Raw genomic sequence first — 26698 nt, forward strand, 5'->3', positions numbered from 1 at the left:
AGAAGATAATAATGAAATTATACGCAGACAATATTTTGTTACAGGGGGGTTGGGCAGAGCAGCAAACCCTTACCATTGAAAACGGTATAATCACTGCTATTGAGGCAGGTTTTGTTGAAGGGGCCGAAGTTGCCAAAGGGGCTGTTATCCCCGGTATGGTTAACTGTCACTCTCATGCATTTCAGCGAGCATTTGCTGGTTTTAGCGAGCAGGGCAGCGAAGGACAAGATAGTTTTTGGACTTGGCGAAAAATTATGTATCAATTTTTAGCGCAGCTAACTGAGCATGACGCTAAAGTGATCGCTAAACAGCTTTATATAGAAATGCTTAAAATGGGCTATACCCGTGTTGCTGAGTTTCACTATCTTCATCATGAAATTGATGGCAGTTGCTATGAAAATACTAGTAATTTAGCTAATAGCTCTGGCTTAAGTACTATGGCTGAATCAATATTTAAAGCGGCAAGCGAGTCTGGTATTGGATTAACCATGCTGCCGGTGTTATATCAATACAGCGGTTTTGGCGCTCAAGCAGCTAACGATGGCCAAAAACGTTTTATTAATTCTACCGAGCAGTTTAATCAATTAGTGACTGAGTGTTTTGTCTTAAGTGAGCAGTACGCTAATACGAACGTTGGTATTGCGCCACACTCATTACGAGCGGTTGATAAACAGTCGTTAACTGAAGCTGTTCAGCATGTGCGTGCTTTAGATGCCAAAGCGCCTATTCATATTCACATTAGTGAACAGCAAAAAGAAGTTGATGATTGCTTAGCGCATTATGGGAAACGTCCAGTACAGTGGCTACTTGATAACGCCTCACTTGATCAACATTGGTGTTTAATCCACGCAACGCATATTAATGAAGATGAGCGAAAAGGTATTATTGCAACTAAAGCTATTGCGGGGATTTGCCCTACCACAGAAGCAAATTTGGGCGATGGTATTTTCCCAACGACTGAATTTTTAGCCGAGCAAGGCACCTTTGCGATAGGCTCTGATAGCCATATTTCAGTTAACCCCATTGAAGAGTTACGTTGGTTAGAATATGCACAGCGCTTAATTAAACAACAACGTGCTATTTTAGCGAATAACGAGCAAGCCTCGGTAGGTCAAAATTTATGGCAGCGTGCAGCACAAGGTGGCGCTCAAAGTACCAATGCTAATACAGGCCTTTTAGCTGTCGGGATGCAAGCTGATTTAGTCGTGCTAGATGGTCGTAAAACGCAATTGTTTGCTCATGATAATAAACACTTACTTGATAGTGTTATTTTTGCAAGCCAGCAAAGCCCCGTTTGTGATGTTATGGTAAATGGCCGCTGGGTAATACGTGATACTTCGCATAAACAAGAGCTAGAGAGTGCTGATGATTTTTCTCAGCTGTTAGCACGCCTTTCAAAACACTAGTTTTTTTACATACGAGTTAACATAAAAATTTATGTCAAAAGCCTTAACCAAATTACATTTGTTAAGGTTTTTTTGATAATGCATAACACTAAAACATATTGGTATAGTTAGAAATTACTTGGCAAACTTGTTTTTGATGTTTGAGATGTAGCACGATATCACGCGTCTCTGTTTGGCAAATATTATGATAAAACTCCTTAACATTTGCACGAGAAGAGGTAATAGACTTTACTTGCGCTATCTCTTCTGGAGAATAAGCGGTCATCTTAGGCTCTAGGTCTGTATATATTTTCTCAGCCTTTAAGCGGACTTTGGTATCGCTAAGCTCAGCAAACTGATCTAATAAATATTCCTTTTTTTGGTTATAAAAATTAGTCACTTCAGCGTTAGGATAAAAGTGCAAATAAATCGCAATGGCGACGATTAAGATCAATAATTTTTTCATACAATGTCTTATAATATTGAGTAAGTTATTATGTTATATTAATTCAGTGATTTAGGGCAATTAATTTCCTGTTACGACTGCCTAGTCAATAAAAGCACTAAAACAAAGTGTATCACTCATTTATCAAGGATTTATCGTGAGAGCAAACGACCAATCATCCTCATCGTCAAATAAGAGCAAAGATAATGCTGTATCACAGCATATTCCAGTTAAAAATATTAAAATACACGGGCAAAAAAATACGGGCAAAGATCGTTACAAGCCGGGTGACCAAATTTATGTCCGTAAAGTCTCGGGCTTCTTTCAAAAACTAAGACAGCGCATGAATATAATCTTTTTTGCGGTGTTTGCGATTATTCCGTGGTTGCAATATAACGGGCAACAAGCGGTACTGTTTGATATTACAGAGCAGCGCTTTACCTTGTGGGGCTTAACATTATGGCCACAAGATTTGACGCTTTTAGCGTGGATTTTCATTTTTAGTGCCTTTTTACTGTTTTTTGTTACTACCTTTTTAGGGCGAGTTTGGTGTGGCTATATGTGTCCGCAAACCGTATGGACCTTCATTTTTATTTGGTTTGAAGAAAAAATAGAGGGCACAGCTAATCAGCGTAGAAAGCTTGATAAGCAAAAAATGAATGCGAATAAGTTTATCAGAAAAGCTTTAAAGCATAGTGCTTGGCTATTTTTCTCGCTATTAACCGCAATGACCTTTGCCGGCTACTTTTCTCCAATGCAATCGTTGTTTATTGATACCTTCACTTTTAATACTTCTTTGGGGATGGCAGGTGTGCTCGCCTTTTTCGCGTTGGCAACATACGGTAATGCAGGCTGGATGAGAGAAACAGTTTGTTTACACATGTGTCCTTATGCGCGTTTTCAATCAGCAATGTTTGATAAAGACACAGTAACGGTTTCTTATGACGCAGAGCGTGGTGAAGGCCGAGGTGCACGCGGGCGCAAAGAAGACCCTAAAGCGCTGGGCTTAGGTGATTGTATTGATTGTAACTTGTGTGTTGAGGTTTGCCCTACCGGTATAGATATTCGTAATGGTTTGCAGTACGAGTGTATTAATTGTGGTGCATGTGTTGATGCGTGTAATGGTGTTATGGATAAAATGAATTATGCTCGAGGGCTTATTCGTTATACCACCGAGCATGAGTTGAAGCATAAGAAGGTACATGTAGTACGCGGCAAGTTAATTGGCTATGGCTTGTTACTGGTGATTATGAGTAGCATGCTGATTTTAGAAGTGGTTAACCGTGTGCCGCTATCATTAGACATTATTCGTGATAGAACAGAGCTAGCCAAAGAAAACTTTAATGGTGAAATTGAAAATGTTTTCACCTTGAAAATATTAAACATGTCACAAACCGATAACACTTATAAGTTGTCGGTCAGCGGGATAGAAAATACTCAATGGCATGGAGCACAAGAAATTACGGTTAAAGCAGCAACCGCATCTACTTTGCCAATTAGTATTTCAGTTGACCCTTATGATTTAAAAGGTTACATGACAGATATTACTTTTACCGTAGAACAAATAAATACCGACTCTGAGGTGAAGGTTGCGCAAGAAAGTCGCTTCTTCAATAAACGTTAATGGCAGTATTTAGTTTTGAGTCACTATCACCTGATTTGATTATTGACGGTTTAGAAAGCGCAGGGTTTACGGTTGATAGTGGTTTGTTGGCGTTAAATAGCTATGAAAATCGTGTTTATCAATTTCATGATGATAACTTAGTTAAATACGTCACTAAATTTTATCGACCTCAGCGTTGGCAGCTAGCGCAAATACATGAAGAGCATGACTTTTCATTTGAGTTGGCTGAAGCTGAATTACCGATTGTTGCGCCACTTAAAGTTAACGGTAAAAGCTTGTTTGAATACCAAGGTTATCATTTTGCGGTATTCCCTTGTCGAGGCGGTCGCATATTTGAAGTTGATAACTTAGACCAGCTTGAATGGATGGGTCGCTTTGTAGGGCGAATTCACGCAGTGTCAGCGCAAAAACCATTTGTACACCGACCAAGTTTTACTTGTGATGAAATGCTGCTTGGGGCTCGTGAACAAATAGCGAGTTCGGGTTTTGTTAGCCAAGGCTTAGTAAAACCATTTTTTACTATTTTAGATCAAGTGATTACTGTTGCGACTGAGCAGTATCAACCACGTAATCAAATTAGGCTACATGGTGACTGCCATGCAGGTAATATTTTGTGGCGTGACGAAGGACCACACTTTGTTGATTTAGACGATTGTCGAACGGGTCCTGCCATTCAAGACTTGTGGATGATGCTCTCGGGTGACCGACAAGATAAATTGTTACAACTTGATACCCTATTAATGGGTTATGAAGAGTTCTTTACGTTTGATAATAGTGAGTTACTTTTGATAGAATCACTACGTACTATGCGTGTGGTTAATTATATGGCATGGTTATGTAAACGCTGGTCAGATCCTGCTTTTCCACAAAATTTTCCTTGGTTTAATACCGAGAAATATTGGGAGCAGCAAATATTAATGCTTAAAGAACAAATGTCGGCATTACAACAGCCACCGTTAAGCTTACAAAACTTTTAATCCGTTATACTCATAAGTTTTATTGGGAGGCAAACCTTAGTAAATAAGCCTTGAGAGTATAGTTTGATAAAAGCTTTGCGGCAGGCAAAAAAACAGAGTTAGTAATATAAAATTAAGACAATAAACTAACATAGATTACATTAAAGAATCCTTAGGAAGTAAAATGAATAAATTTTTCAAACCGTTTTTAGCACTATTAGTACCATTGTTTGCTGTTTCAATTACTGCTTGTGCAGAGCAATATACTGAAGGCAAGCAATATACGAAAGTTAATGAAACTATCTCAACTAAAAAAGAAGTACGTGAATACTTCTCGGTATATTGTGGACATTGCTTTAAATTTGAACCATTTATGCATGACTTAAAAAAGAGCTTGCCAGACGGTACTACGTTCGAACGTAATCATGTCGATTTTTTACCTGGTGCGAGCCCTAAAATTCAACAAATATTAACTAAGGCGACTGTTGTTGCTGAACAATTTGATAATACCGATAAACTTATTGGTGCGCTGTTTAATTATATTCATGTACAGCGTGCTGTTATTACTTCTGAAAAAGACGTACGCAATATATTTGTGCTTAATGGCGCCGATGGTGAAAAGTTTGATAAGTTAATGAAAAGTTTTAGTGTTAATAGCCAAACTAACTTATTAAAGAAAAAACAAGAAAATATGAGCGCTAAACGTGCGTTAACTGGCGTGCCTACTATTATCGTTAATGGTAAATACCGTGTTAACCCTAAAGAATTAGATACTAGTAACTTTCAAGAAGACTATAAGAACCTTGTTAAGCACCTTTTAACATTAGATTAATAGTTAAGTTACTTAGGTAAATGTATGACCTATAAAAGCGCGATACTATCGCGCTTTTTTTATACTCTTAATTTAGCCTTTAAATTCTAAAATGGTCACTACAACTTCTATTGCTTTACTATGACGGTAAATCTTAAACACTAAGTCGGTATTAGGTGGAGTTTCTGCAATAATATCTAAGGCTTGGTTAATGCTATGAATAGGTTGATTGCCTATTTGATAAACAATATCACCAGCTTTGATGTTAGCAATATCTGCAGGGCCATTTTCAATCACTTCGCCAATAACAAAGCCACCAATATCTACGCGGTAATTATCAACAGAAATGCCTAACCAACCTCGTACCACTTTACCGTTTTCAATAATCTGACGCATTACTTTATAAGCGAGTTGATAAGGAACAGCAAAGAAAATCCCTTGAATATTAAGTTGAGGATCAGATTGAGTAAATTTACGTGAGTTAATGCCAACCAGTATGCCGTTGCTGTTAATTAACGCACCACCTGAGTTACCTTCATTAATAGCAGCATCCATTTGTAAAAACTCTAAATAGCTGGTGTTACTTAAGCCATTTCGCCCTGTGGCGCTAATAATACCTTGAGTAACGGTTTGACCTAGATTTAGTGGGTTGCCGATAGCTAAAACGATATCTCCCGCGAGTGAACTTTGATTAGGCTTTTGCGCTATAACGGGTAAGTTGTCGGCGTTTACGCGCAATACAGCTAAATCGGTATGTTGATCAAAGCCAATGAGTTCCGCAGGTAATAGTTGTCCGTCTTGTAGAACAACTTTAATAAGATCAGCCTGCTGAATAACATGTAGGTTAGTTAAAATAAAGCCTCTTGCATCCATAATAACACCAGAGCCTAAGCGGGTGCTTTTACGCGCTTGCCTACCGTACCTTGGGTTAACCTCTATCTTTTCAGAGTAAATGTTAACCACAGAAGGGCTAGCGATACTTACCGCTTTTGCAAAAGATAAGGGAGCTTGCTCGCTATTATCACTTTTAAAAAATGTGCTGATAAAAGCACTACTATGTAGACCTGGTGCAATACTAGGAAATAGTATTAATAACAATACAGCTAATGCTACACCATAACTAATACCGCTAAGTATATATTTTAATAACGAAAATAATTTCAAAGTACAACTCTTTTTAGTGAGTGATTAATGTCAGAAGTGTAACACAAAAAAAACCGATTACTTGACCTGTATGGTCATCATAATCGGCTTTTCTAATTTATTGCTACCGATAATTATCGGCGTTTTCAACTTAGCGAATCATTAAATATTGGGCATGGTTATCACGAATGATATTTAACGCTAAAACCCCATCCTTGTCTTTTAGATAATCACGTAATTGCGCAATATTTTTAATACGGCTACGGTTAATACCTGTGATTAAATCTCCTGACTTTAACCCTGCCATTTGTGCAGGAGAGCCTTGCGCTACCTCTTCAATGATAATACCTTTGTTGTTTTTATCATTTTCAAGTTTTGCACCTTCGAGCATACGGTGAATACTCTCTGCTGCAATATTACTGCCTTCAGATTGTTTTAATTTCACGGTAAAGGTTTTCTTATCACCATCACGAATAACGGTTAATTTAACCTTTTTATTAGCGCCGATTGAGCTTATTTTTGCGCGTAACTCAAAGAAGGTACGTATATTTTTACCGTTAAGCTCAACAATAACATCACCTGCTTTTATACCAGCTTCATCAGCTGCTGAGCCAGGAACAACTTGTTCAACAAAGCTACCTTGGCTGCTTTTAAGTTCCATTGCTTGCGCAATGTCATTATTAACACTACGCCCAGCAACCCCTAAAATACCGCGGCGTACTTCACCAAACTCAATAATTTGCTGAACTAGGTTGTTCATCATATTACTTGGAATGGCAAAGCCAATACCAACATTACCACCACCTGGGCCTAAAATAGCGGTATTTATACCAATAAGTTCACCGCGTAAGTTCACTAAAGCGCCACCTGAATTACCACTATTAATAGCCGCATCGGTTTGAATGAAATCTTCAAAGTTTTCAATATTTAAATTGCTGCGACCTAGCGCACTGACAATACCCGAGGTAACGGTTTGACCTAAGCCAAATGGGCTACCAATAGCAACGGTGAAATCGCCAACACGTAATTCATCAGAGTCAGCTAACTTAATTTCACTGAGTTTATCGGCCTCAATTTGTAATAATGCTATATCACTTTCAGCATCACTACCGAGTTTTTTAGCGGTTAACTGACGACCGTCTTTAAGTGTAATAAGAATTTCATCAGCATTTTCAATAACGTGATTGTTGGTAACAATGTAGCCTTTATCGCTATCAATAATTACCCCTGAGCCTAAACCTCTAAAGGGGCGCTGTTGTGCTTGGTTAGGGTTACGATTACCAAAGAAAAATTGAAAAGCCTCTGGTACATTCTGCTGTTTGACTTTATGGGTACCTTTAACGGATATGCTAACAACAGCCGGTGTGGCATGTTCTAGCATTGGCGCCAAACTTGGCATGGTTTGTCCATCTACAGAGGTTGGCCATGCGGCAACGGCAGGTAAACTAGAAAGTGCCATGGTTGAAGAAAGTAAAGCGGCACTTATTGCAAGGGATAGTTTTTTCATAATTAAGCGTTCTCCGAAAAATTAACAACTGGATGATTACTAGGTCAAACAGCAACCTAGTTATTACACCCTGAAATAGACTAAGCAGAAAGGCTTTAGTTCAGTTTTCGCTACTTTGCAGTTGTAACAGTTTGTGTATTATCTGCAAATAAACCACTCGGGTTTCCTGAGTAATCTAGCGGGGCTTCAGTAACTTCTTCTTGAGATTTACTGTCGCCTTTAGGGTGTCTTAAGTTAGCCGTTTGTGCCAATTGTTGCTGTGTTTCAACCGAGAAAAAAGGCATATTTTCTACATCAACATGAGTTGCTTGTTGTAACAGCTGTGTACTCTCATGCATTTGCTTCATAGCCGTTTGGCAGGTGCTATTCATTCGCTCTAACAGTTTTGCTGAGTTGGCTAAATGGTCGGCAACGTCTAATTTATATTGCTCTAATGCAGCTTCACTTTTAGTCGCTTGATCAACTAACTTACGTTGCTCTTTACTTGATGAAGAAAGCAAACGGTTGGCAAAAAAACCAATAATACCACCTGCAACTAATGAGGCTAAAATGATGAGTTCATTCATAAATGTACCTTACCTTGTTTTAGAAAAATGAGTGAAAAAATAACATTATACCCATTCCCTGTATTTTAGTATGTAAATTGCGAGTTAATGCAACCAGGGAACTAATTTAATGGACTTGGTATTATGATAGTTTACAATACTATCAAGCGTATTTGCTCATTATTTCTCTGAGTATTTTTAAGATATCTTGGCAAAATTTTCGATTTCAAGCGAAAAGATTATCAGTTTTACATAAAAATAGGTTTTATATGATCCCACTTTCACCTCTTGATAAATATAAACAAGATTTACTTAAAGATGATTTTCTTTTTGATGCCGCACAAGAAAATGCAGTAAAGCATTTACAGCGCTTATTTGAAGATTTGCAGAATAAGCCTGTGGAAGTGGCTGGTTTTAAAAAAATCATGAGTCAGTGGAAAAAAATTTACAGCAAAGCAGAAGTTAAGCCTATCAAAGGGGTTTACTTTTATGGCGGTGTTGGTCGAGGAAAAACCTATTTAGTTGATACATTTTTTGACTGTCTACCTTTTCAAAATAAAATGCGTGTGCATTTTCATCGCTTTATGCACAGAGTACATCAAGAGCTAAAAGGGCTTTCAGGGCAGTCTGATCCATTAAAAATTATCGCGAAAAAATTCTCAAAAGAAACACGGATCATTTGTTTTGATGAATTTTTTGTTTCAGATATTACTGATGCGATGATTTTAGGCGGTTTGTTTGAAGAGTTGTTTGCGCACAACGTAATTTTAGTGGCAACTTCAAATATTGTTCCTGACGAGTTATACCGTAATGGTTTACAGCGAGAACGTTTTTTACCTGCAATTCGTTTGATTAACGAACATACCGAGGTGGTTAATGTTGATAGTGGCGTTGATTACCGTTTGCGTACTTTAGAACAGGCCGAAATTTATCATTATCCGTTAGATGATAAGGCGACTAAAAATTTGCAACATTACTTTAAGCAACTTTCTAGCGAGAATGCCACTGTTGGGCAGAGCATGGAAATTAATAACCGTGAACTGGAGACGGTTATGCTAAGTGATGGCATTGCTTACTTTGACTTTGCAGTGCTTTGTGAAAGTGCCCGTAGCCAAGGCGACTATATGGAAATAAGTCAATTATGTCATACGGTATTATTAGCTAATGTTAAACAAATGGGCGTTGACAGTGACGATAGTACCAGGCGCTTTATTGCTTTGGTTGATGAGTTTTACGAGCGTCACGTTAAACTTATTATCTCAGCCGAAGTTGCATTAGAAGCGTTATACAGTGGTGGGCGTTTAGCCTTTGAATTTAAACGTTGTTTAAGTCGCTTGCAAGAAATGCAATCTCACGATTATTTAGCAAGTGAGCACTTACCTTAACGCTATTTCACTTTATAGCCATAGCAGGTTAGCGGGTACATCCGCTTATGTAACCATATACGGTTTAATAGATATGGTTACAAATTGAAATATCAACAAAATCACTTTTTATTTGTTAAGCCGAGCTTAAATTAAGTAACCTGAACTCGGTTTAAGAAGTATTTAACAAATTGAAATATCAGCAAAAATTATTCTTCAGAATCTCTAGCTTGATAGTTTTTCTTAATTCAAGGTAAATTTCGCGTCAATAGCTGGCCTATTGCAAGTAAATTTAACGAAGAAGTTAGGAAAAATAGCTGCTAGAGAAACATTTGTTAAGCCGAGCTCAGGTTAACTAATATTACTGAGCTATAAAAAAGCCTTAATTGTACTGATTCAATTAAGGCTTTGTGTGTGCTTTATAGCTTAATACATTAAGGTATAAAGTTTGCGACGGTATTTGGTGGCAAGTAAATCTCCATCGGGCAATGACTTTAATATATCAAGTAATAACTCTCGGCTTTTTACCGCTGAATTACTGCCATCATCGTTAATAGTGCCACCAGCACGAACTAAATTAAACAGTAGTGCCAGTGCCTCTTCATTACGATTAACTTGGTTATACTGAGCAGCAAGTTGTTGCGTTAATACAGCATCGTCAGGGTTATTTTTTAACTGTGTTTCTAATGCTTGTATTTCAGGCGAGTTAGCGGCTTCGTCAGCTAATTCAAGCTTGGCAATTAGTGCTTTGTAATAGCTGTCTTGATCTGCCATTAAAATACTATCAAGCAGTGCTCTTGCTTCGTCATTTTTACCGCTTTGCAATAAAACGTCAGCGAGCACTAATTTAATATCTGCACGTTCATTGTTTTCTTGGTAAGCCTGACTTATGGCTTGTAGTGCATCAGCGAGTTTATTTTCAATTAAAAAAGTCTGTGCCTGTTGTAGTAATAAATCTTCAGCTTTAGGCAGGTATTTATCTAAAAATGCCGCAATAGTCGTTTCTTCTTGAGGGCCAGAAAGCCCGTCAAGTGGTTGGCTATCCTTCACTAAAATAGCGGTAGGTAAACCTTGAATACCAAATTGCTGGGCAATTTGACCTTGGCTTTGACAGTCAACACTTGCTAATAAGATATGATCTGTAAAAGGGGCTACTTTAGTGGCAAGCGCATCGCGCAACGTAATACTCTCAGGGACTTGCTCAGCCCAAAAGCTAACTAACACAAGTTTGTTTTTTGATTCATCAATAATAACTTGTTGAAAATTTTCTAGGGTGATTTCAATCATATTTGTATTCACGGTATATCCCACTTATGGTTTCGTTTAGTCTCTATATGCGTCTATATAGCAATTTCTCAAGGGAAGTCACGGTTAAAAGTTTAGTCATTAAGCTAAAACAAACCACAATAAACCAGCACCTAAAATTAATCGATAAATAACAAATGGCATCATGCCGACTTTATTCACTAGAATTAAAAAGTAATGTATACAAGCATAAGCGCTAATAAAAGCGAGTAAGCTGCCAAGCCCCATGGCATACCAATCTACACCTTCTGCTGAAAGTATTAATTTTAAAGTAAGGTAACTACCTGCCATGGCAATGGCTGGAATTGAGAGCAAAAATGAAAAGCGTGCGGCGTTATCACGGCTTAAGCCAAGCATTAAACCAATTGTCATGGTAATACCTGATCGTGATGTGCCAGGAATAAGGGCAACCGCTTGCGCTAAACCAATTAACATAGCGCCTTTTAACCCTAATTTTTCGAGTGGTTTATGTACTTTTCTATGGCCGGCTTTTACATCGGCAAAGCCTAATAAAAAGCCAAACAGTAATGTGGTTGCAGCAATAACTAATGCAGAGCGTAGATGCTCTTCAATAAAGTCTTTGCCAAATAAACCAAATAAGCCAGCAGGTACTGTGGCTAGAATAATCCACCAAGCTAATTTACCATCGAAGCTTGCTTGGCTGCTATTGACTGCGGGGCCTATATTAACCGTACCTAACCAAGCAACGGTCATTTCACCAACCTCTTTTCTAAAATAAAGCACGACGGCGAGTAAACTGCCAACATGTACGGCAACATCAAAGCCTAACCCTTGATCTTGCCAGCCTAGAATTTGAGATGGCAATATTAAATGTGCCGAACTTGAAATAGGTAAAAATTCAGTTAAGCCTTGTAGTAAAGCTAAGATAATAATTTCTAAAGTACTCATTTAGCGTCGTTGTCCTTTAACTCGGTGATTGGGTAAATAGGGGGGTAATTTTTATTAAATGTAGTTTTTACCAACATGGCTCAATAATAGCTAGTTGCTGGCTTTTTTTGTCGTAATTTTGCCATAACTCGTGGTAGCTTTTGTTTAAAATAGGGTGCAATAAGTTGGGAGCTACTTGGCTTAATGGCCATAAAACAAAAGCATTGGTTGTTATTTCTGCACGCGGTAATTGTGCGGGGTGTTCGCATATTAAATCATCAAAAAGTAATAAATCTAAATCTAATGTTCGCGGACTAAATTTTTTCGCATCAAAGCTACGACCATTAGCAAACTCTATTTCTCTTAATGTGGTGGTTACTTGTTCAATATTTTTATTGGTTTCTATGCCAATCACCATATTATAAAAAGCAGCGCCACTAAAACCAACAGCTTTACTTTCGAACAATGAAGATAAGGTTAATGTGCCAAAAGCTTTAGTGAGTGCTTCAATACCTTGCTTTACATTCTTTTCACGATTGATGTTGCTACCAAGTGAAATGTAAATAGTGGCCATTAGTTATATTGACCACGTTCAATTTCAACACCTACCGTTTGCGTATTATGCACTGCACCGGGTTTACCAATGCTTAGCTTTAACCAAGGAATCTGGTACTGAGTCATTAAAAAGTTAGCTAAACGCTCTGCTAAGGTTTCAATTAAGTCAACGGGGTTTTCATTAGCAAAACGCTCAACGGCAAGTGAAATATCCGCATAATCTAAGGTTTTGGCTAACTCGTCATTTTTTGCTGCTGCGGCAATATTCCAACCCATGGCTAAGTCTATTATTAAGGTTTGCTTTATTTCTTTTTCCCACTGATAAAAACCAATCGTTGTTTGTATGCTCAAACCTTTGATGAAAACTTTATCCATTATTGCTCTCTAGTACTCTTTATCGGTAATCGTGCCATAGTCATACAAGCTTAAACGTATTATTAGTTTGACTATATGCTCTAATTAATTATATTTTTACAAAATAAACGCCGAGTTTACCTGTGTAACTGTAGAAAAACTAGCGCAGAACAAGATAGAATAATAAATGTCGAAACTTTTTTAGTTTACCCCTTTGCCTTAACAGATATTTAGTAACGGATTTCTCATATATGTTGATATTAACGCTTGCCATGATTATTGCGGCCTATTTAATAGGTTCAATTTCTAGTGCAATTTTAATATGCAAAGCGTTAGGCTTACCTGACCCAAGAACTTTCGGCTCTAAAAACCCTGGCGCAACTAATGTGTTGCGTATATCAAATAAAATGGTAGCACTAACGGTGCTGATGCTTGATGTATTAAAAGGCACTATTCCGGTATGGGGCGCTTACTTTTTAGCGGTTGAACCTTTGTATTTAGGCTTTGTTGGTGTAGCTGCTTGTTTAGGGCACATGTACCCAGTATTTTTTGGCTTCAAAGGTGGTAAGGCAGTTGCTACTGCATTAGGCACTTTGCTTCCTATTGGATTTACTTTAGGAGCCTTATTAATGGCAACATGGCTGGCGGTAGTTAAGGTAACTAAGTACTCAAGTTTAGCCGCTATTATTACGGTGTCACTTGCACCGATTTATGTCTATTTGCTTAAACCTTTATATGTTTACCCTACGTTAATGCTCAGTGCGCTGATTATTTTTAGGCATCGTGCGAATATTGCTCGATTATTAACAGGTACAGAAAGCAAAATAACTCATAAAATTTAAAATTTGATTTTTTTTGCTTATATTTCAATTTGTTAAATGTCTCTTAAGCCGAGTTCAGGTTAAGTTAGCTGTAATAAACAACTCACTTAACTCTCAACTGACTAATCTTGTTTTACTGGTGGCAATGAGTCGAGTGACCAGCGAGGGCTAGCCTTAAAGGTTAAATCGGCATCAGTACCTGATTTTAAGCGCTGCATACCTGCATAAGCGATCATAGCGCCGTTGTCGGTGCAAAACTCAGGGCGAGGGTAGAAAACACTACCACCAAGCTTTTTAGTTGTTATTGCTAATTTTTCTCTAAGGCTGGTATTTGCGCTGACACCACCGGCAATCACCAAACGCTTTAATCCTTCTTGCTGTAAAGCACGTTTGCACTTTATTGCCAGAGTATCAACTACCGCTTGTTGAAATGCATTAGCAATATCTGCGTGGGTTTGTGCAAGTTCATCTGCTGATAAATTAGTGCATTCTTTGCGAACTAAAGTACCTGCTGCTGTTTTTAAACCGCTAAAGCTGAAATCTAAGCCGGGTCTGTCGGTCATTGGGCGAGGTAATTTAAAGCGACCAGCAACACCTTGTTCTGCCATTTTAGATAATGCAGGACCGCCGGGGTAATCTAAGCCTAGTAACTTAGCTGTTTTATCGAATGCTTCGCCGGCAGCATCGTCTACCGACTCACCTAATAGTTTGTACTCGCCAATAGCATCAACGCGTACCAACATAGTATGTCCGCCTGAAACTAATAATGCGACAAACGGAAATTCAGGAATATCATCTTCTAACATCGGCGCAAGTAAATGACCTTCCATATGATGTACTGGCACCGCGGGTAAATTCCAACCGTAAGCTAAACTGCGACCGATAGAGCAGCCAACAAGTAAAGCGCCAACTAATCCAGGGCCTGCGGTGTAGGCAACACCGTCTAAATCTTGTGGAGTTAATTGAGCGTCAGCCAGCACTTCTTTAATTAAAGGGATTGTTTTGCGGACATGATCACGCGATGCTAATTCAGGCACAACTCCACCGTAATCAGCATGTACCGCTATTTGGCTATAAAGGCGATGTGCCAAAATACCTTGCTCATCATCATAAATAGCAATACCAGTTTCATCACAAGAGGTTTCAATACCTAAAATACGCATAACATTGAGCCTTAGAAAAAAAGAGAGCGGCGATTTTACCTGTCATTGCTCTTTTTCTCCAGAATTAACTCAGTAGATTGATAAAATAGCCTTTACTTTATACTCTCGTTAGCAGTAGAATACGGCACCAATTTTTGATAGAGCGGGTGGAGATGAAGCAAATATAACTAACTTAGCGTTAAAACTAAGGGAAATGAGTTAATTTTGCGGGAATCAATACCGATTTTATAGATACATACTAAGGTAAAAAGTACATGCCAGTAATTAAAGTAAGAGAGAACGAACCATTTGACGTAGCATTACGTCGTTTTAAACGTTCATGTGAAAAAGCAGGAATCCTTTCAGAAGTTCGTCGTCGCGAATGTTATGAAAAGCCAACTTGGGAACGTAAACGTAAGAAAGCTGCTGCGGTAAAACGTGCTGCTAAAAAAGTTTCTCGTGAGAACGCTCGTCGCGTTCGCATGTACTAAGAAATATCTTAGTATAGTTATCTAAGAGCTTGATTTAGATGTCACTTCTAATACAACTCAACGATGAAATGAAAGTCGCTATGCGAGCTAAAGACAAATTACGTCTTGGTGTTATTCGCATGGCGCTATCAGCTGTTAAGCAAGCTGAGATTGATCACAATACCGAAGCAACAGATGACAATGTTATTGCCGTATTAACCAAAATGGTTAAACAGCGTAAAGAGTCTATTAAAATGTTTAGCGAAGGTGGTCGTGATGAATTAGCTGAAAAAGAAGCTGCTGAAGTTATTGCTTTAGAGTTTTTCTTACCTCAGCCATTAAGTCATACTGAAATTAATGAATTAATCGCTAATGCAATTAACGAAACCGGTGCTAGCTCTATGGCTGACATGGGCAAGGTAATGGCAGTATTAAAACCATTAATGCAAGGTAAAGCCGACATGGGCGCAGTAAGCGGTCAAGTTAGAGCAGCACTTAACGCATAAGTATTACTTTTCAAAGTATTATAAAAAAACCGCAAGTGCCTAGCACTTGCGGTTTTTGTTTTTTGAACACTAAATAACCTGAGTTCAGACTCAATAATTATTCACACAGCTAAAATAGCTAGCACTTTATCAGTGCTTTTTGTGTAGAATAGCCCAGTAATTTTATTTTTTTGAATGACTAATCAAGTATGGCCGGACGTATATCTCGACAGTTTATAGATGATTTATTAGCACGAGCAGATATTGTTGAGCTAGTTGATTCGCGTGTACCGCTCAAAAAAGCCGGTAAAAATTATCAAGCCTGTTGCCCTTTTCATAATGAAAAATCCCCATCGTTTACAGTAAGCCAAGATAAACAGTTTTATCACTGCTTTGGTTGTGGTGAGCATGGTAACGCCATTTCATTTTTAATGGAGTTTGATCGTCTTGACTTTGTTGATGCTATTGAAGAGCTAGCATCACACTGTGGTATGGAGGTTATACGAGAAGAAAACACTACCAGCCCAGCGGAGCAACGCCGCCAACAGCAAATACATCAACAAAAGCAAGATGATTACGAGTTGATGTTACAAGTAAGTCGATTTTTCCAGCAGCAATTAAAAGTGGCGGATGATAAAGACGTTGCTATTGAGTACTTAAAAGGTCGTGGCTTAAGTGGTGAAATCGTTAAGCGCTTTGGCATTGGTTATATTAGTAATGCTTGGGACGGCATGATGAGCGTTTTTGGTCGCAGTAAAAGTGCTAATCAGCAATTGGTTGATTTAGGTATGGCCATTTCTGGCGAGCAAAATCGCCCTTATGACAGATTTCGTGGTCGTATTATGTTTCCAATACGTGATAAACGAGGTCGTGTTATTGGTTTTGGTGGTCGAGTGCTCGGTAATGAAAAACCTAAATATTTAAACTCCCCTGAAACACGCGTATACAGTAAAGGGCAAGAGCTTTATGGCTTGTATGAAGCCAAACAAGCGAGCAAAGATCTTAAACGTTTAGTGGTAGTAGAAGGTTATATGGACGTGGTTGCTTTGGCGCAACATGGCGTTGATTACGCAGTAGCATCACTAGGCACCGCAACCACTTTTGAGCAACTACAAACATTATTTAGAACGGTTAATGATGTTGTTTGTTGTTACGATGGCGATAAAGCAGGGCGTGGCGCTGCGTGGCGTGCTATGGAAAATGCTCTGCCATTAATGCGAGATGGTTTTTCATTAAAATTTGTATTTTTACCTGACGGTGAAGATCCCGACTCATTAATTAGAGAGCAAGGTAAGCAAGCTTTTGAAGACATTATTGAAAGCGCAGTTCCCTTATCAAAATTTTTATTTGAACAGCTAATGCAGCAAGTCGATATGAATTCATTTGAAGGGCGAGGCGCATTAGTCGAAATGTTTAACCCTTACTTAGCCAAACTGCCTGATAGCAACTTAAAGGATGCAATGTTAAATGATATTGCAAATAACTTTGGCACAGGCAGCGAGCAGTTTTTAACAAAACTCACCAAAAATATCCAACCAGAAAAGCCAGTACAAAAAGCTAAAACTAGCTCTAAAGTAACGCCTGTAAGACTCGCGATTGCCTTATTGTTAGAGCAACCCAGTATTGCTCAAAGCTTAGGGCACGTTGATGTGTTGCGCCCATTAACTATGCCAGGCATACCTCTTTTGATTCAGGTACTTGAAATTTGTTTAGACAAGCCCAATATAAAATCAGCACAGCTATTAGAATTTTTTAGAGATACAGAGCAAGGTAAGCAACTCGCTAAGTTAATGTGCTGGCAACATCATATAGAGCCTGAAGCAGCACAAGATGTATTTTTAGATAGTATTGAAAAATTGCTGAATAATTTTGTTGAACAACGCACAGAAGTGTTATTGCAAAAAGCACGTCTTGGGCAAATGGATCATAATGAAAAGCAAGAGCTGCAAGCATTATTGAATGCTTAACGAATAAATTTTTATTAAGGCTGGATTTTATAGCTTTTGACGCTAAAATTAAGCAGTGTATCTGCTGGTAACTGCTCAAAAAATTCGCTATAATTTCCTGCTTTATTGTGTGTGTGGTATTTGTGAAAGACTTCTCATTTGCACATATTTATATTCCATATTTATAATTCATAGGTGGACACTCGTCAATGGACAAAGCCCCTCAATCTAGACTTAAAGACTTAATAACCAAAGGTAAAGAACAAGGTTATTTAACGTTTGCGCAAGTTAATGATCATCTTCCACAAGACATAATCGACTCAGATCAAGTTGAAGACATTGTAAGTATGATCAACGATATGGGTATTCAAGTATTTGAAAGCGCACCAGATCAAGATACCTTGATGATGAGTGAAGCGAATACCGATGAAGATGCCGCTGAAGCTGCTGCTCAAGCACTTGCCACAGTTGAAAGTGAAATTGGTCGCACAACTGACCCTGTACGTATGTATATGCGTGAAATGGGTACGGTAGAACTATTAACCCGTAAAGGTGAAATAGTTATTGCGAAGCGTATCGAAGAAGGTATTAAAGAAGTACAACGTAGTGTTTCTGAGTATCCGCCAGCGATTAATTACCTCCTTGAAATGTGGGACAATTATGAAGCTGAAGAATTACGTTTAACTGACATTATCACCGGGTTTTTAGACCCAGATGCTGAAGATGATGATATTGCTGCTGCAGCAACACATGTAGGATCTGAGTTATCTAAAGAAGACTTAGAAGACGAAGATACCGAAGACAGCGACGAAGATGACGAGGATGAGGAAGAAGAAGATACTGGTCCTGATCCTGAATTAGCGCGTGAAAAATTCACTGAATTGCGCGTAGCACATGAAAATGCCACCAAACTGATTAAAGCAAAAGGTCGTGGTCATAAAGACGCACAACTTGCTGTTGATGCGGTTGCTGATGTATTTAAAGAGTTTCGTTTAATTCCAAAATTATTTGATAAATTAGTCGTTAACATGCGAAGCATGATGGACAGATTACGTGTTCAAGAACGATTAATTATGAAGCACTGTGTTGTTGGTGCTGGCATGCCAAAAACAACTTTCATTAAGATCTTCCCAGGTAATGAAACGTCAAAAGACTGGTTTGAAGCAGAAAAAGCTGCAGGGCATAGCTACTCAGCCAAACTAGGCGACATAGAGCTTGATGTAGAGCGTTGTATTTATAAGTTAAACCAAGTTGAAGAAGAAACATTCTTAAACATTCACGGTATTAAAGATATTAACCGTCGTATGTCAATTGGTGAAGCAAAAGCACGACGTGCTAAAAAAGAAATGGTTGAAGCTAACTTACGTTTAGTTATTTCAATTGCTAAAAAATACACTAACCGTGGCTTGCAGTTCCTTGACCTTATTCAAGAAGGTAACATCGGCTTAATGAAAGCCGTTGATAAATTTGAATACCGTCGTGGTTATAAATTCTCAACATATGCCACATGGTGGATTCGCCAAGCAATTACGCGTTCTATTGCCGACCAAGCAAGAACTATCCGTATTCCGGTGCATATGATTGAAACCATTAACAAGCTTAATCGTGTTTCACGTCAAATGTTACAAGAAATGGGACGTGAGCCTACACCTGAAGAATTAGCTGAACGTATGATAATGCCAGAAGATAAAATTCGTAAGGTATTAAAAATAGCGAAAGAGCCAATTTCAATGGAAACACCGATTGGCGATGATGAAGATTCACACTTAGGTGACTTTATTGAAGATGGTAGTGGTGAATTACCGGTAGATTCAGCAACTGCTGAAAACCTTAAAGGTGCGACTCACGAAGTGTTAGCAGGCTTAACAGCTCGCGAAGCTAAAGTATTAAGAATGCGTTTTGGTATTGATATGAATACCGACCATACTTTAGAAGAAGTAGGTAAGCAATTTGATGTAACACGTGAACGTATTCGTCAAATTGAAGCGAAAGCACTACGTAAACTTCGTCATCCATCACGTTCAGAGCAATTAAAAAGCTTCTTAGACGGTGAATAATACCTAGATAAAATACACTGTGTAATATTTAGTGTAAGTTATAAAAGAGTAAATTAGTTAAGCTAGTTTACTCTTTTTTTATGTCAGTATATAAAATGAAAAGCTGCTGTTTTTTAACCGAAAACCCTGTAAACTTTTCACCAAACTTATTGCTTATTAATAGAGTTATTATGTTACGTACATTAATCACGATTGCTTTTAGTGCTTTACTTGCCGCACCTGCCTTTGCGGCACAAGAAAACAACTTCGAAATAACCCCTTTAATAGGTTATCGCTTTGGTGGTGATTTTGATGTTACCAACAACAGTAAAACCTCTAACCTTAAATTAATAGATGAAGTGAGTTACGGCTTACTCACAGCTTGGAAATACGATAAATTTAGACAAGGTGAATTTTTAATTAGCCACTATCAAACCAACTTTTCCCAACATAGCGATTTTATTCCATCAAATGATGAACTAGGCATAACCTATGCTCATTTAGGTGGCAATGTTGCTATATCGCAAGGATTAGTGCCTATGTATGTTACAGGAGGCTTAGGCTTAACGTATTTATCACCACAAGATAGCCAACTTGACAGTGAAACTCGCTTTTCAATGAATATTGGTTTAATGACAAAACTGCCGATTACTGACAATGTAAATTTTCAATTAAGTGGTCGTGTATATGGTACTTTCTTTAATTCAGACAGTAGTATTTTTTGTGATCAAAACAATTGTTTAATTTCAATCTCAAGTGATATTTGGGTGCAAAGCGAGGTGAATGCCGGTATTTCTATCGCATTTTAAAGTGTAATAAGCCCACGAGTTAGCTTATTTGCTTAACAAATAAGCTAACAGTAAAAAAGAATAAAATATTTAAAGCTCTTTAGGTGACAATAAAATAAAAAATGCTTATACTGCTCGCGCTTTAGTAAATCTTTCTGTTATTTATATACAGCCTGTACAAGACTTATTATTTCAATCTAAAAGATGGCCCCTTAGCTCAGTTGGTTAGAGCATCCGACTCATAATCGGCAGGTCCCCTGTTCAAGTCAGGGAGGGGCCACCATTTTAATTGACCTTCTTTATAGTCCCAAATAATTAACACTATTTACCCTGCTTTATGTTGATGACAATAGTTGATACTGAATAGTTTTATATAACAGTCCATTGATATACACCTCCATTTCATAAGTACCTGGCTTATCACTACCCTGAGTTTTCATAAAGATCGCGCCTTTACCGTTAATTTGCATTGTTTTTCCCATTATTTTTTCAATATCAATCTCTTCAGGGAGAATGTGTATTGAGCCAACAGTGAAGTTTTCAGTGCTATTTTTTGAGATTATTACGCCGTATAACGAGTCTTTACCTTGTGTATTAATGGGTATCGTCGTCGTTTCTTTGAAGCCGATAGGCTCACCATATTCATTGTGAAGTACTAGACCAAACTCAAGTTTATAGTCAATTTCTGTTGCCCAAGTGGGTAGTTGCATTAGGTATAGGCTGATTGCTAGTAGTAAATATTTCATAAAATTCTCCTAAATAAAGCGTTTTTTGTTGAAATAAAGAACAATAAAACTGATCAGTGCTAAGTAGATGGTTTTCGGCTCAGGAATTGGGGTGATCAAGTCTCCTGGTGGTATTAAGCCTTTAATTTCATAGGTTATTTTGGTTTCTATTGCACTTTGAAACTCGCTAAATGTTGCTGGCGCTAATAAGAAAGCGTTGTCACCGGCGACTACGCTATTGGTGTATTGGTCAATAACTCTTTGATTGGTCGTGATAACGATGCCGTTGATTTTGTCAATACCGGCAGCTAAGGCATCAGCGCTGGCTGTACTAGGTGAGCTACCACTGTTGTTTGTGCCATCCCCTGATACATCAATCACCTGAGATAAGCTTTCAAATCCATTGTTTTCAAATTGCGAGTAGCCATAATTTATGGCGCTACCAATAGCGGTCATACCAGAAAAAGGTCTTGCTAGCGTGTCAATGGTTGCGGCAAAAGCGTCGCCAGTATCAGCAGAGTCTATCAGTGTCCAATCAATCATAATTTCTTGTTGATCTCTGCCAGACCACATAATCAATTGCACGGCTATTTTACCATTAATGCCACCAATAATGGCATTTTGAACATTGTCACTTTCAAATGCAGCTTTGTAACCTTGCATTTGTAAATTGTATTCACTGTTGTCGACACTGCCTGAAATATCAATAAGTAGCTGTAACTCAACGTCAACCATTTCAATGGCGAGTACGGTCGAGCTGGCTGATAACAACAGAAGTGAGAACAGCACACTAATTTTATTCATGAAGCACTCCCACACAGGTTTAAATTATTATGAAGGGGGTGTTACATTTTTAATGCCAACTTTTAAAGTGCTGTTAATATTGACTTTTATTTTAATAATTACTTTTAATCTAATTTAATTTGCAAATTGCCATAGTGAGATGTTGCAAAGTGCAACAGTTAACATGCTTGTTAGTAGGGAGATGTTGTACTTTTTACACTGTTTTTTTTCAAGGTTTTGATTTTTATTGTTATATTTTTTATTTAGCACAGTTGGCTACTTAATTGCTTTGGTGTAAGTGAACTTTAAAACATTGAGGTAGATATTATGAGAAGTGCTACATATCGCAAAGACAGATACTTACATGGAAGTTCAGAAAAGAAAGGAAGAATCTATTTGATGCTCGCTTTATTTATTTTAGTGTTACTTGTTTTAACGGCTACTTTTAGTTGGAATAAAATGAGTGTACTTAACGCTAAAGTTAATTTTCACAGCGACACAATTAAGTTATACGAACAAGAATTATCGGTGCTTAGAACCATTAATCCTTACCAAGGTAGTAGTAATGAATTAGTACAAAACGCAATTAATCATTCAGATATTTTTCCTGGTTGGGTAACACGTGTTTATCCAATTCCAACCTCGAAAAATGAATTAAATCAACAAAGTGATTTCGGCTCGTTTGTAATGAACGGTACCCAGTTTACTTTAGCTAGTCATAAAAGTTACGGCATAGAGCAACCGACCAAAAGTATGTATAGATTAAGTGGTTTGTTACCGAGCTTAATAAAAGGGCGTCATCAAATAGGTGTTGAGTTCAATTTTGCCAATGAGGTGGAAGAAAGATCTAAAACACAAATGACAAAAATTGGCTCGTGTTTTGCTCAAATTATTGTTAACCATAAGCGTGTGATTGATAAGCGTGTCAGTATGGCTAGTCGCTTTGAAACAACAAGAGTTGTAACAGGTGAGGTTGAGTTAGGAAGAGGGCTGTTCCCTATTGATGCGGTAATTTATTGTGACGAACGTTCAGACTTTAATGATAAAGATGTGCAAATATCATTTTCGTTTAGAAACCCTAGCCAACAGCGTTTAACCAATAGTAGTAATGCCATATTTCATATTTATAGCCCTAAAATGGTGGCCTCACTTTAGCTAACAACGTTATCTAGTTTCGGTTAGTTAGAGTTCACTGAGACTAACGGAAATTTCAAGGTGAATGCAGTACCTTGGTTAATTTCTGAATTGGCCGTTATCGAGGCATTATGTTTAGTTATAATGGCATAAGAAACAGACAAGCCAAGGCCGGTACCTTTACTATCTGCTTTGGTGGTATAAAAAGGCTCGAATATTCTCGTTACTGTTTCTTTTGCCATCCCCATACCATTATCTTTGACGATAATAATGGCTTCATCAGGTGTATTTAACGTCTTAATTGTGAGAATGCCTTTTTCTGGCATGGCATCAATGGCATTGATAAATAAATTAACAAATACTTGTTGCAGTTGACCGAAGTTACCGCTGATGAGTAATTTTTCACCATCGTGTTCTACTTTCACTTCATGCTTATATTTAATTTTGTTGGCAATAATAGCAAGTGAGGTATTAATTATTGTCACTAGATCTACTGTAGAAAACTCATCGCTACCTTTTTTCGAAAATTGCTTTAAATTTTTTACAATATCGGAAACTCGGCTAACACCATTCAAGCAAGCTTCTAATAATTCTTTGCTATCTTCTTTGAGATAAGCGAGTTCTGTTAGGTCAACACTTTTTGAGTTATTAGCGTCTACGCTCTGATTTATTATCTGCTCATATTGGCTAATATAATCCTGCAAGGTTTCTAAATTACTCGACAGGTAGCTCAACGGGTTATTTATTTCATGAGCAACCCCTGCGGCTAGTTGCCCCAAAGAAACCATTTTTTCATTATGCGTTAGTTGTTGCTGTGTTGCCCTAAGCAGTTTTAAGGTTTGTTTTAGCTTAGAATAGTTACTAGAGAGCATTGTTTCGGTAGAGCGCTTTTGTACTATGCCGGTAAATTGGTTGGCAGCAATTTTCAACGTATGTTTAAAATCATCACTGTAACAATAGTGCTCAACATTAATAAAAATATTTTTATGGGCATCATTGTGCTGATTAACACGTAAACTTAATAACAGTGGTGCTGTCATAAATGGAAACTCTTGATGGGCATCTTCAGAGAGTATTGACCTAATCCATTTTGAATTATCTATCGGGGCTATTTTACTGAGTATTTCTTCCGTCGAAGCTTTTATTGCTAATAGAATCCAGTCATTTTGATTTTTATTAATGGCAACCGCGTTGAGTAACTTTCCCTTTTTATAATCAGCAATAACCGCTGTATCTTGACCAATTAACTGTAGTACATTTTCAACAAAGAATTTACTTAACTCTTTTATCGATTTATCTTCAATATTTTCACGGTTTAAAAACGATAAAAACTGTAATTGAATTTGCCGGATCCTTGCTGTTTCATAAGATGCTAGCAACTCCTCAGTGGCCGTAAACTGAGTACGGTTAATAGAGGCTACTTTTTCTTCAAGCATCTTTCTAGCTGTCTTCTCTCTAGCGAGCGCCTTTTGGAGTAACTCAATATGCTCTTGGGGTGAAATATTTAGGTTTCGATGTTGATCAGACAATAGTCATCTCCACAGTGAACACATTTCGACTGTGATATTTGTACCGGCGTGTTGAAATGCTTAGCGGCGCCAAGAATAAGTCCTTCTGCAAAGTAACACATTCCCCTTTTTGATACATAACGCATCACCAAAATATTCTCTTTAGGGCTGTCATAAAAAAAAGCTGGCGTGTAAGCTGCAGGGTCGGCTTTTTTAACTTCAACATGAATAACATCATCTACCGCTTTTAGAAAATCAAATAAGTTATCAACATTGCTAATATGCTCTATGGTTAATGAAAATAGTGTTTGAAAAAAGAAACAACCAAAACTTCGCTGAATATCATTAGCTGTGCAATCTGTTAGGTTTGCAAGCTCATCTAGTAAGGAAAATAATTCCTGATCTTCGTACGTTTCGGAGCCTAAATAAATGCCATTACTTTCTAAGGCGGTATTTTCGATAACCTGTTGCCATATATGTAAGCCATACTCTTGCTCTATGTAGGCTTCAAATCCATTAAATACACTACCTTTCATCTTAAAATTCCGTCTATTTTTAAATAGGTTATACTCATTAATGTAGCATAAATAATAATAAGGGTGCTAAGAGATATTTAATTATAATCTCGTGGTTGTTTTCACGGGTAATACCGAACAATTGATGAGTAATAGTACTAAGGGTAAGGAGATATAATGCAAGCAAAGTTAATGATAGTGGACGATGAGCCTGAAGTATTAAAGGCACTTCAACGCTTTTTAAAAAGACACTTTGAATTACATTTGTTTTCTGATGCTATATCTGCGTTAGCATTTTTAGAACACACCCATTGCCACTTAATTCTTTCTGACATGCGACTACCCCAGATGAGTGGTGCAGAGTTCCTTGCTCAGGCAAGTAAAATATCGCCAGCGAGTAAGAAAGTAGTATTAACGGGTCATGCGGATATTGATGAAGCAAAAGCGGTGGTTAATAACGCTAATATTTCACGATACTTTACTAAACCTTGGCAAAACCAAGAGTTATTATCAGGGCTGTCTGAGTTAGTCGCTCTTTATAATCAAGAGCAAAAGCATAAAAGAGCGGTGAGTGCATTACGTGGCTCTAATGTACAACTGAGCATGACCAAGAAGGTCATGAATAATACTATTCAACACATGCTTGATGAGCATCTTGAAACGAATAAAAACGTTGAAAAACTTGCGCACTTTAACAATGAATTAACGGGCTTTTCTGCTAGGTTAATTAACCTTTTAGTTGAAGATAGTACAGGGCACAACTACCGCATTGCACAGCAGGCTAAAATGATTGCTAAAGCGCTAGAATTGAGCGACCAAGAGCAAGAGGGTGTTTATTTAGCTGGGCTTTATTATGCTGTAGGTGTTATTGGCTTGTCTGATGAGATAAAACACCTCAATAGAAGTCAAATGACCTACACTCAAAAGCAACAGTGGTTATCGGTACCAGAGTTAAGCGCTGAAATATTAGCTGACATGGAATTACTGCAACCTGCGGCTACTATTGTGAAGCACCTGTTTGAGCATGTTGATGGCTCAGGTTATCCCGATAAGCTACAAGGTGAACTTATTCCTATGGGATCAAAAATATTAGCGTTAGTCATTTATTACGACCATATGCTTATGGGGAAAATATATCCTTACATTCCAGCGCAAGAAGAGGCATTTATTAAGCTCAAATCTCTGGTAGGTAAGGTATTCGAGCATAAGGTTTTTAGTGCCTTTGTTAAGTTATTGACAACACCAAACCATGAAACCTTCGAATTTGCTATTAGCGTAGATAAAATAGGGGCGGGGATGACGGTTAGTCAAGATTTATTCAATCATAACAAACAAAAACTAATCGCCAAGAACGTGGTGCTAACGCAAGCGATGATTGATGGATTAAAGCACTATCAAGAAGTCAGGGCAACGCCTGTTATTGCCTATGTTACCTGTGTTCATCAATAAAGAGTTCGGTGTCA

At 37.8% G+C, this 26698-nt stretch carries 26 protein-coding genes and 1 tRNA gene; 14 read left to right on the forward strand and 13 right to left on the reverse strand.

The genetic code is table 11. From position 1 onward, the window contains the following. Positions 1-11 precede the first annotated feature (11 nt). Complete coding sequence (locus KO495_RS09845; protein WP_215980231.1) at positions 12-1406, forward strand: formimidoylglutamate deiminase; 1395 nt, start codon at positions 12-14, stop codon at positions 1404-1406. A gap of 88 nt (positions 1407-1494) precedes the next feature. Here KO495_RS09845 and KO495_RS09850 read toward each other — a convergent pair whose 3' ends face one another. Continuing rightward, on the reverse strand, positions 1495-1851 hold the full coding sequence (locus KO495_RS09850; RefSeq protein WP_215980232.1) for a hypothetical protein: 357 nt from the start codon (positions 1849-1851) through the stop codon (positions 1495-1497). A 136-nt stretch (positions 1852-1987) separates the two neighbouring features. Between KO495_RS09850 and ccoG the strand changes: the two genes are divergently transcribed. From ccoG to KO495_RS09865, 3 genes are all read left to right on the forward strand, one after another. Next, positions 1988-3454 carry a cytochrome c oxidase accessory protein CcoG gene (gene ccoG, locus KO495_RS09855; protein ID WP_215980233.1) on the forward strand — a complete coding sequence of 489 codons (1467 nt, stop codon included), beginning with the start codon at positions 1988-1990 and terminating at the stop codon, positions 3452-3454. Next, positions 3454-4431, forward strand: coding sequence for a serine/threonine protein kinase (locus KO495_RS09860; RefSeq protein ID WP_215980234.1), 978 nt, complete (start codon positions 3454-3456; stop codon positions 4429-4431). The genes ccoG and KO495_RS09860 overlap by 1 nt, the downstream gene beginning before the upstream one ends. Positions 4432-4594: 163 nt before the next feature. Beyond that, on the forward strand, positions 4595-5242 hold the full coding sequence (locus tag KO495_RS09865; RefSeq protein ID WP_215980235.1) for a thiol:disulfide interchange protein DsbA/DsbL: 648 nt from the start codon (positions 4595-4597) through the stop codon (positions 5240-5242). Positions 5243-5314: 72 nt separating this feature from the next. On the opposite strand, the gene KO495_RS09870 is transcribed toward KO495_RS09865, so the two are convergent. The 3 genes from KO495_RS09870 to KO495_RS09880 form a co-directional block, all read right to left on the reverse strand. Then, positions 5315-6385, reverse strand: coding sequence for a trypsin-like peptidase domain-containing protein (locus KO495_RS09870; RefSeq protein ID WP_215980236.1), 1071 nt, complete (start codon positions 6383-6385; stop codon positions 5315-5317). A gap of 130 nt (positions 6386-6515) precedes the next feature. Continuing rightward, positions 6516-7871: a Do family serine endopeptidase gene (locus KO495_RS09875; RefSeq protein ID WP_215980237.1), complete on the reverse strand. Its 1356-nt coding sequence runs from the start codon at positions 7869-7871 to the stop codon at positions 6516-6518. Between the two features lie 110 nt (positions 7872-7981). Beyond that, positions 7982-8437: a DUF1043 family protein gene (locus KO495_RS09880; protein ID WP_215980238.1), complete on the reverse strand. Its 456-nt coding sequence runs from the start codon at positions 8435-8437 to the stop codon at positions 7982-7984. A 248-nt stretch (positions 8438-8685) separates the two neighbouring features. Between KO495_RS09880 and zapE the strand changes: the two genes are divergently transcribed. Next, positions 8686-9801, forward strand: coding sequence for a cell division protein ZapE (gene zapE / locus KO495_RS09885; RefSeq protein WP_215980239.1), 1116 nt, complete (start codon positions 8686-8688; stop codon positions 9799-9801). Positions 9802-10206: 405 nt separating this feature from the next. On the opposite strand, the gene KO495_RS09890 is transcribed toward zapE, so the two are convergent. From KO495_RS09890 to folB, 4 genes are all read right to left on the reverse strand, one after another. After that, positions 10207-11079: a tetratricopeptide repeat protein gene (locus tag KO495_RS09890; RefSeq protein WP_354668381.1), complete on the reverse strand. Its 873-nt coding sequence runs from the start codon at positions 11077-11079 to the stop codon at positions 10207-10209. A gap of 87 nt (positions 11080-11166) precedes the next feature. After that, a complete protein-coding gene (locus KO495_RS09895) occupies positions 11167-11994 on the reverse strand; it encodes an undecaprenyl-diphosphate phosphatase (RefSeq protein WP_215980240.1) in 828 nt (275 codons plus the stop codon). 67 nt (positions 11995-12061) lie between these two features. Next, positions 12062-12547: a 2-amino-4-hydroxy-6-hydroxymethyldihydropteridine diphosphokinase gene (gene folK, locus KO495_RS09900; protein WP_215980241.1), complete on the reverse strand. Its 486-nt coding sequence runs from the start codon at positions 12545-12547 to the stop codon at positions 12062-12064. After that, a complete protein-coding gene (folB, locus tag KO495_RS09905) occupies positions 12547-12903 on the reverse strand; it encodes a dihydroneopterin aldolase (protein ID WP_215980242.1) in 357 nt (118 codons plus the stop codon). Before folB ends, folK begins: the two co-directional genes overlap by 1 nt. A gap of 230 nt (positions 12904-13133) precedes the next feature. Between folB and plsY the strand changes: the two genes are divergently transcribed. Then, complete coding sequence (plsY, locus tag KO495_RS09910) at positions 13134-13724, forward strand: glycerol-3-phosphate 1-O-acyltransferase PlsY (RefSeq protein ID WP_215980243.1); 591 nt, start codon at positions 13134-13136, stop codon at positions 13722-13724. Between the two features lie 101 nt (positions 13725-13825). Here the strand turns inward: plsY and tsaD are convergent, their stop codons facing one another. Next, on the reverse strand, positions 13826-14866 hold the full coding sequence (gene tsaD / locus KO495_RS09915) for a tRNA (adenosine(37)-N6)-threonylcarbamoyltransferase complex transferase subunit TsaD (protein WP_215980244.1): 1041 nt from the start codon (positions 14864-14866) through the stop codon (positions 13826-13828). Positions 14867-15120: 254 nt separating this feature from the next. Between tsaD and rpsU the strand changes: the two genes are divergently transcribed. The 6 genes from rpsU (at position 15121) to KO495_RS09945 (ending at position 20853) form a co-directional block, all read left to right on the forward strand. Continuing rightward, the gene (rpsU, locus tag KO495_RS09920; RefSeq protein WP_076420232.1) at positions 15121-15336 is read left to right on the forward strand and encodes a 30S ribosomal protein S21; all 216 of its coding nucleotides are present in this window, start codon (positions 15121-15123) and stop codon (positions 15334-15336) included. Between the two features lie 38 nt (positions 15337-15374). Further along, positions 15375-15821, forward strand: a complete 447-nt coding sequence (locus KO495_RS09925; RefSeq protein WP_215980245.1) for a GatB/YqeY domain-containing protein — start codon at positions 15375-15377, stop codon at positions 15819-15821. Positions 15822-16009: 188 nt separating this feature from the next. Beyond that, positions 16010-17767 (forward strand): DNA primase, encoded by a 1758-nt coding sequence (gene dnaG / locus KO495_RS09930; protein WP_215980246.1) that lies wholly within the window; start codon positions 16010-16012, stop codon positions 17765-17767. 188 nt (positions 17768-17955) lie between these two features. Continuing rightward, positions 17956-19803, forward strand: a complete 1848-nt coding sequence (rpoD, locus tag KO495_RS09935; RefSeq protein ID WP_215980247.1) for an RNA polymerase sigma factor RpoD — start codon at positions 17956-17958, stop codon at positions 19801-19803. Positions 19804-19973: 170 nt separating this feature from the next. Then, positions 19974-20591 carry an outer membrane beta-barrel protein gene (locus tag KO495_RS09940; protein WP_215980248.1) on the forward strand — a complete coding sequence of 206 codons (618 nt, stop codon included), beginning with the start codon at positions 19974-19976 and terminating at the stop codon, positions 20589-20591. A gap of 185 nt (positions 20592-20776) precedes the next feature. Continuing rightward, positions 20777-20853, forward strand: a tRNA-Ile gene (locus KO495_RS09945). Between the two features lie 52 nt (positions 20854-20905). On the opposite strand, the gene KO495_RS09950 is transcribed toward KO495_RS09945, so the two are convergent. Then, entirely contained in the window at positions 20906-21316 is a 411-nt protein-coding gene (locus tag KO495_RS09950) for a hypothetical protein (RefSeq protein ID WP_215980249.1), read from the reverse strand. A 9-nt stretch (positions 21317-21325) separates the two neighbouring features. Beyond that, positions 21326-22099: a DUF1194 domain-containing protein gene (locus tag KO495_RS09955; protein ID WP_215980250.1), complete on the reverse strand. Its 774-nt coding sequence runs from the start codon at positions 22097-22099 to the stop codon at positions 21326-21328. A gap of 306 nt (positions 22100-22405) precedes the next feature. Here KO495_RS09955 and KO495_RS09960 point away from each other — a divergent pair, with 306 nt between their 5' ends. Next, a complete protein-coding gene (locus KO495_RS09960; protein ID WP_215980251.1) occupies positions 22406-23233 on the forward strand; it encodes a hypothetical protein in 828 nt (275 codons plus the stop codon). 23 nt (positions 23234-23256) lie between these two features. On the opposite strand, the gene KO495_RS09965 is transcribed toward KO495_RS09960, so the two are convergent. Both KO495_RS09965 and KO495_RS09970 read right to left on the reverse strand, forming a co-directional pair. After that, positions 23257-24741, reverse strand: coding sequence for an ATP-binding protein (locus KO495_RS09965; protein ID WP_215980252.1), 1485 nt, complete (start codon positions 24739-24741; stop codon positions 23257-23259). Then, positions 24717-25256, reverse strand: a complete 540-nt coding sequence (locus tag KO495_RS09970) for a heme NO-binding domain-containing protein (RefSeq protein WP_215980253.1) — start codon at positions 25254-25256, stop codon at positions 24717-24719. Before KO495_RS09970 ends, KO495_RS09965 begins: the two co-directional genes overlap by 25 nt. A gap of 156 nt (positions 25257-25412) precedes the next feature. On the opposite strand from KO495_RS09970, the gene KO495_RS09975 reads away from it, so the two are divergent. After that, positions 25413-26684 carry an HD domain-containing phosphohydrolase gene (locus KO495_RS09975; protein WP_215980254.1) on the forward strand — a complete coding sequence of 424 codons (1272 nt, stop codon included), beginning with the start codon at positions 25413-25415 and terminating at the stop codon, positions 26682-26684. Positions 26685-26698 lie beyond the last annotated feature (14 nt).

Origin of the sequence: Colwellia sp. D2M02 (genome assembly GCF_018860755.1) — a bacterium.
Classification (GTDB): Bacteria; Pseudomonadota; Gammaproteobacteria; order Enterobacterales; family Alteromonadaceae; genus Colwellia; species Colwellia asteriadis.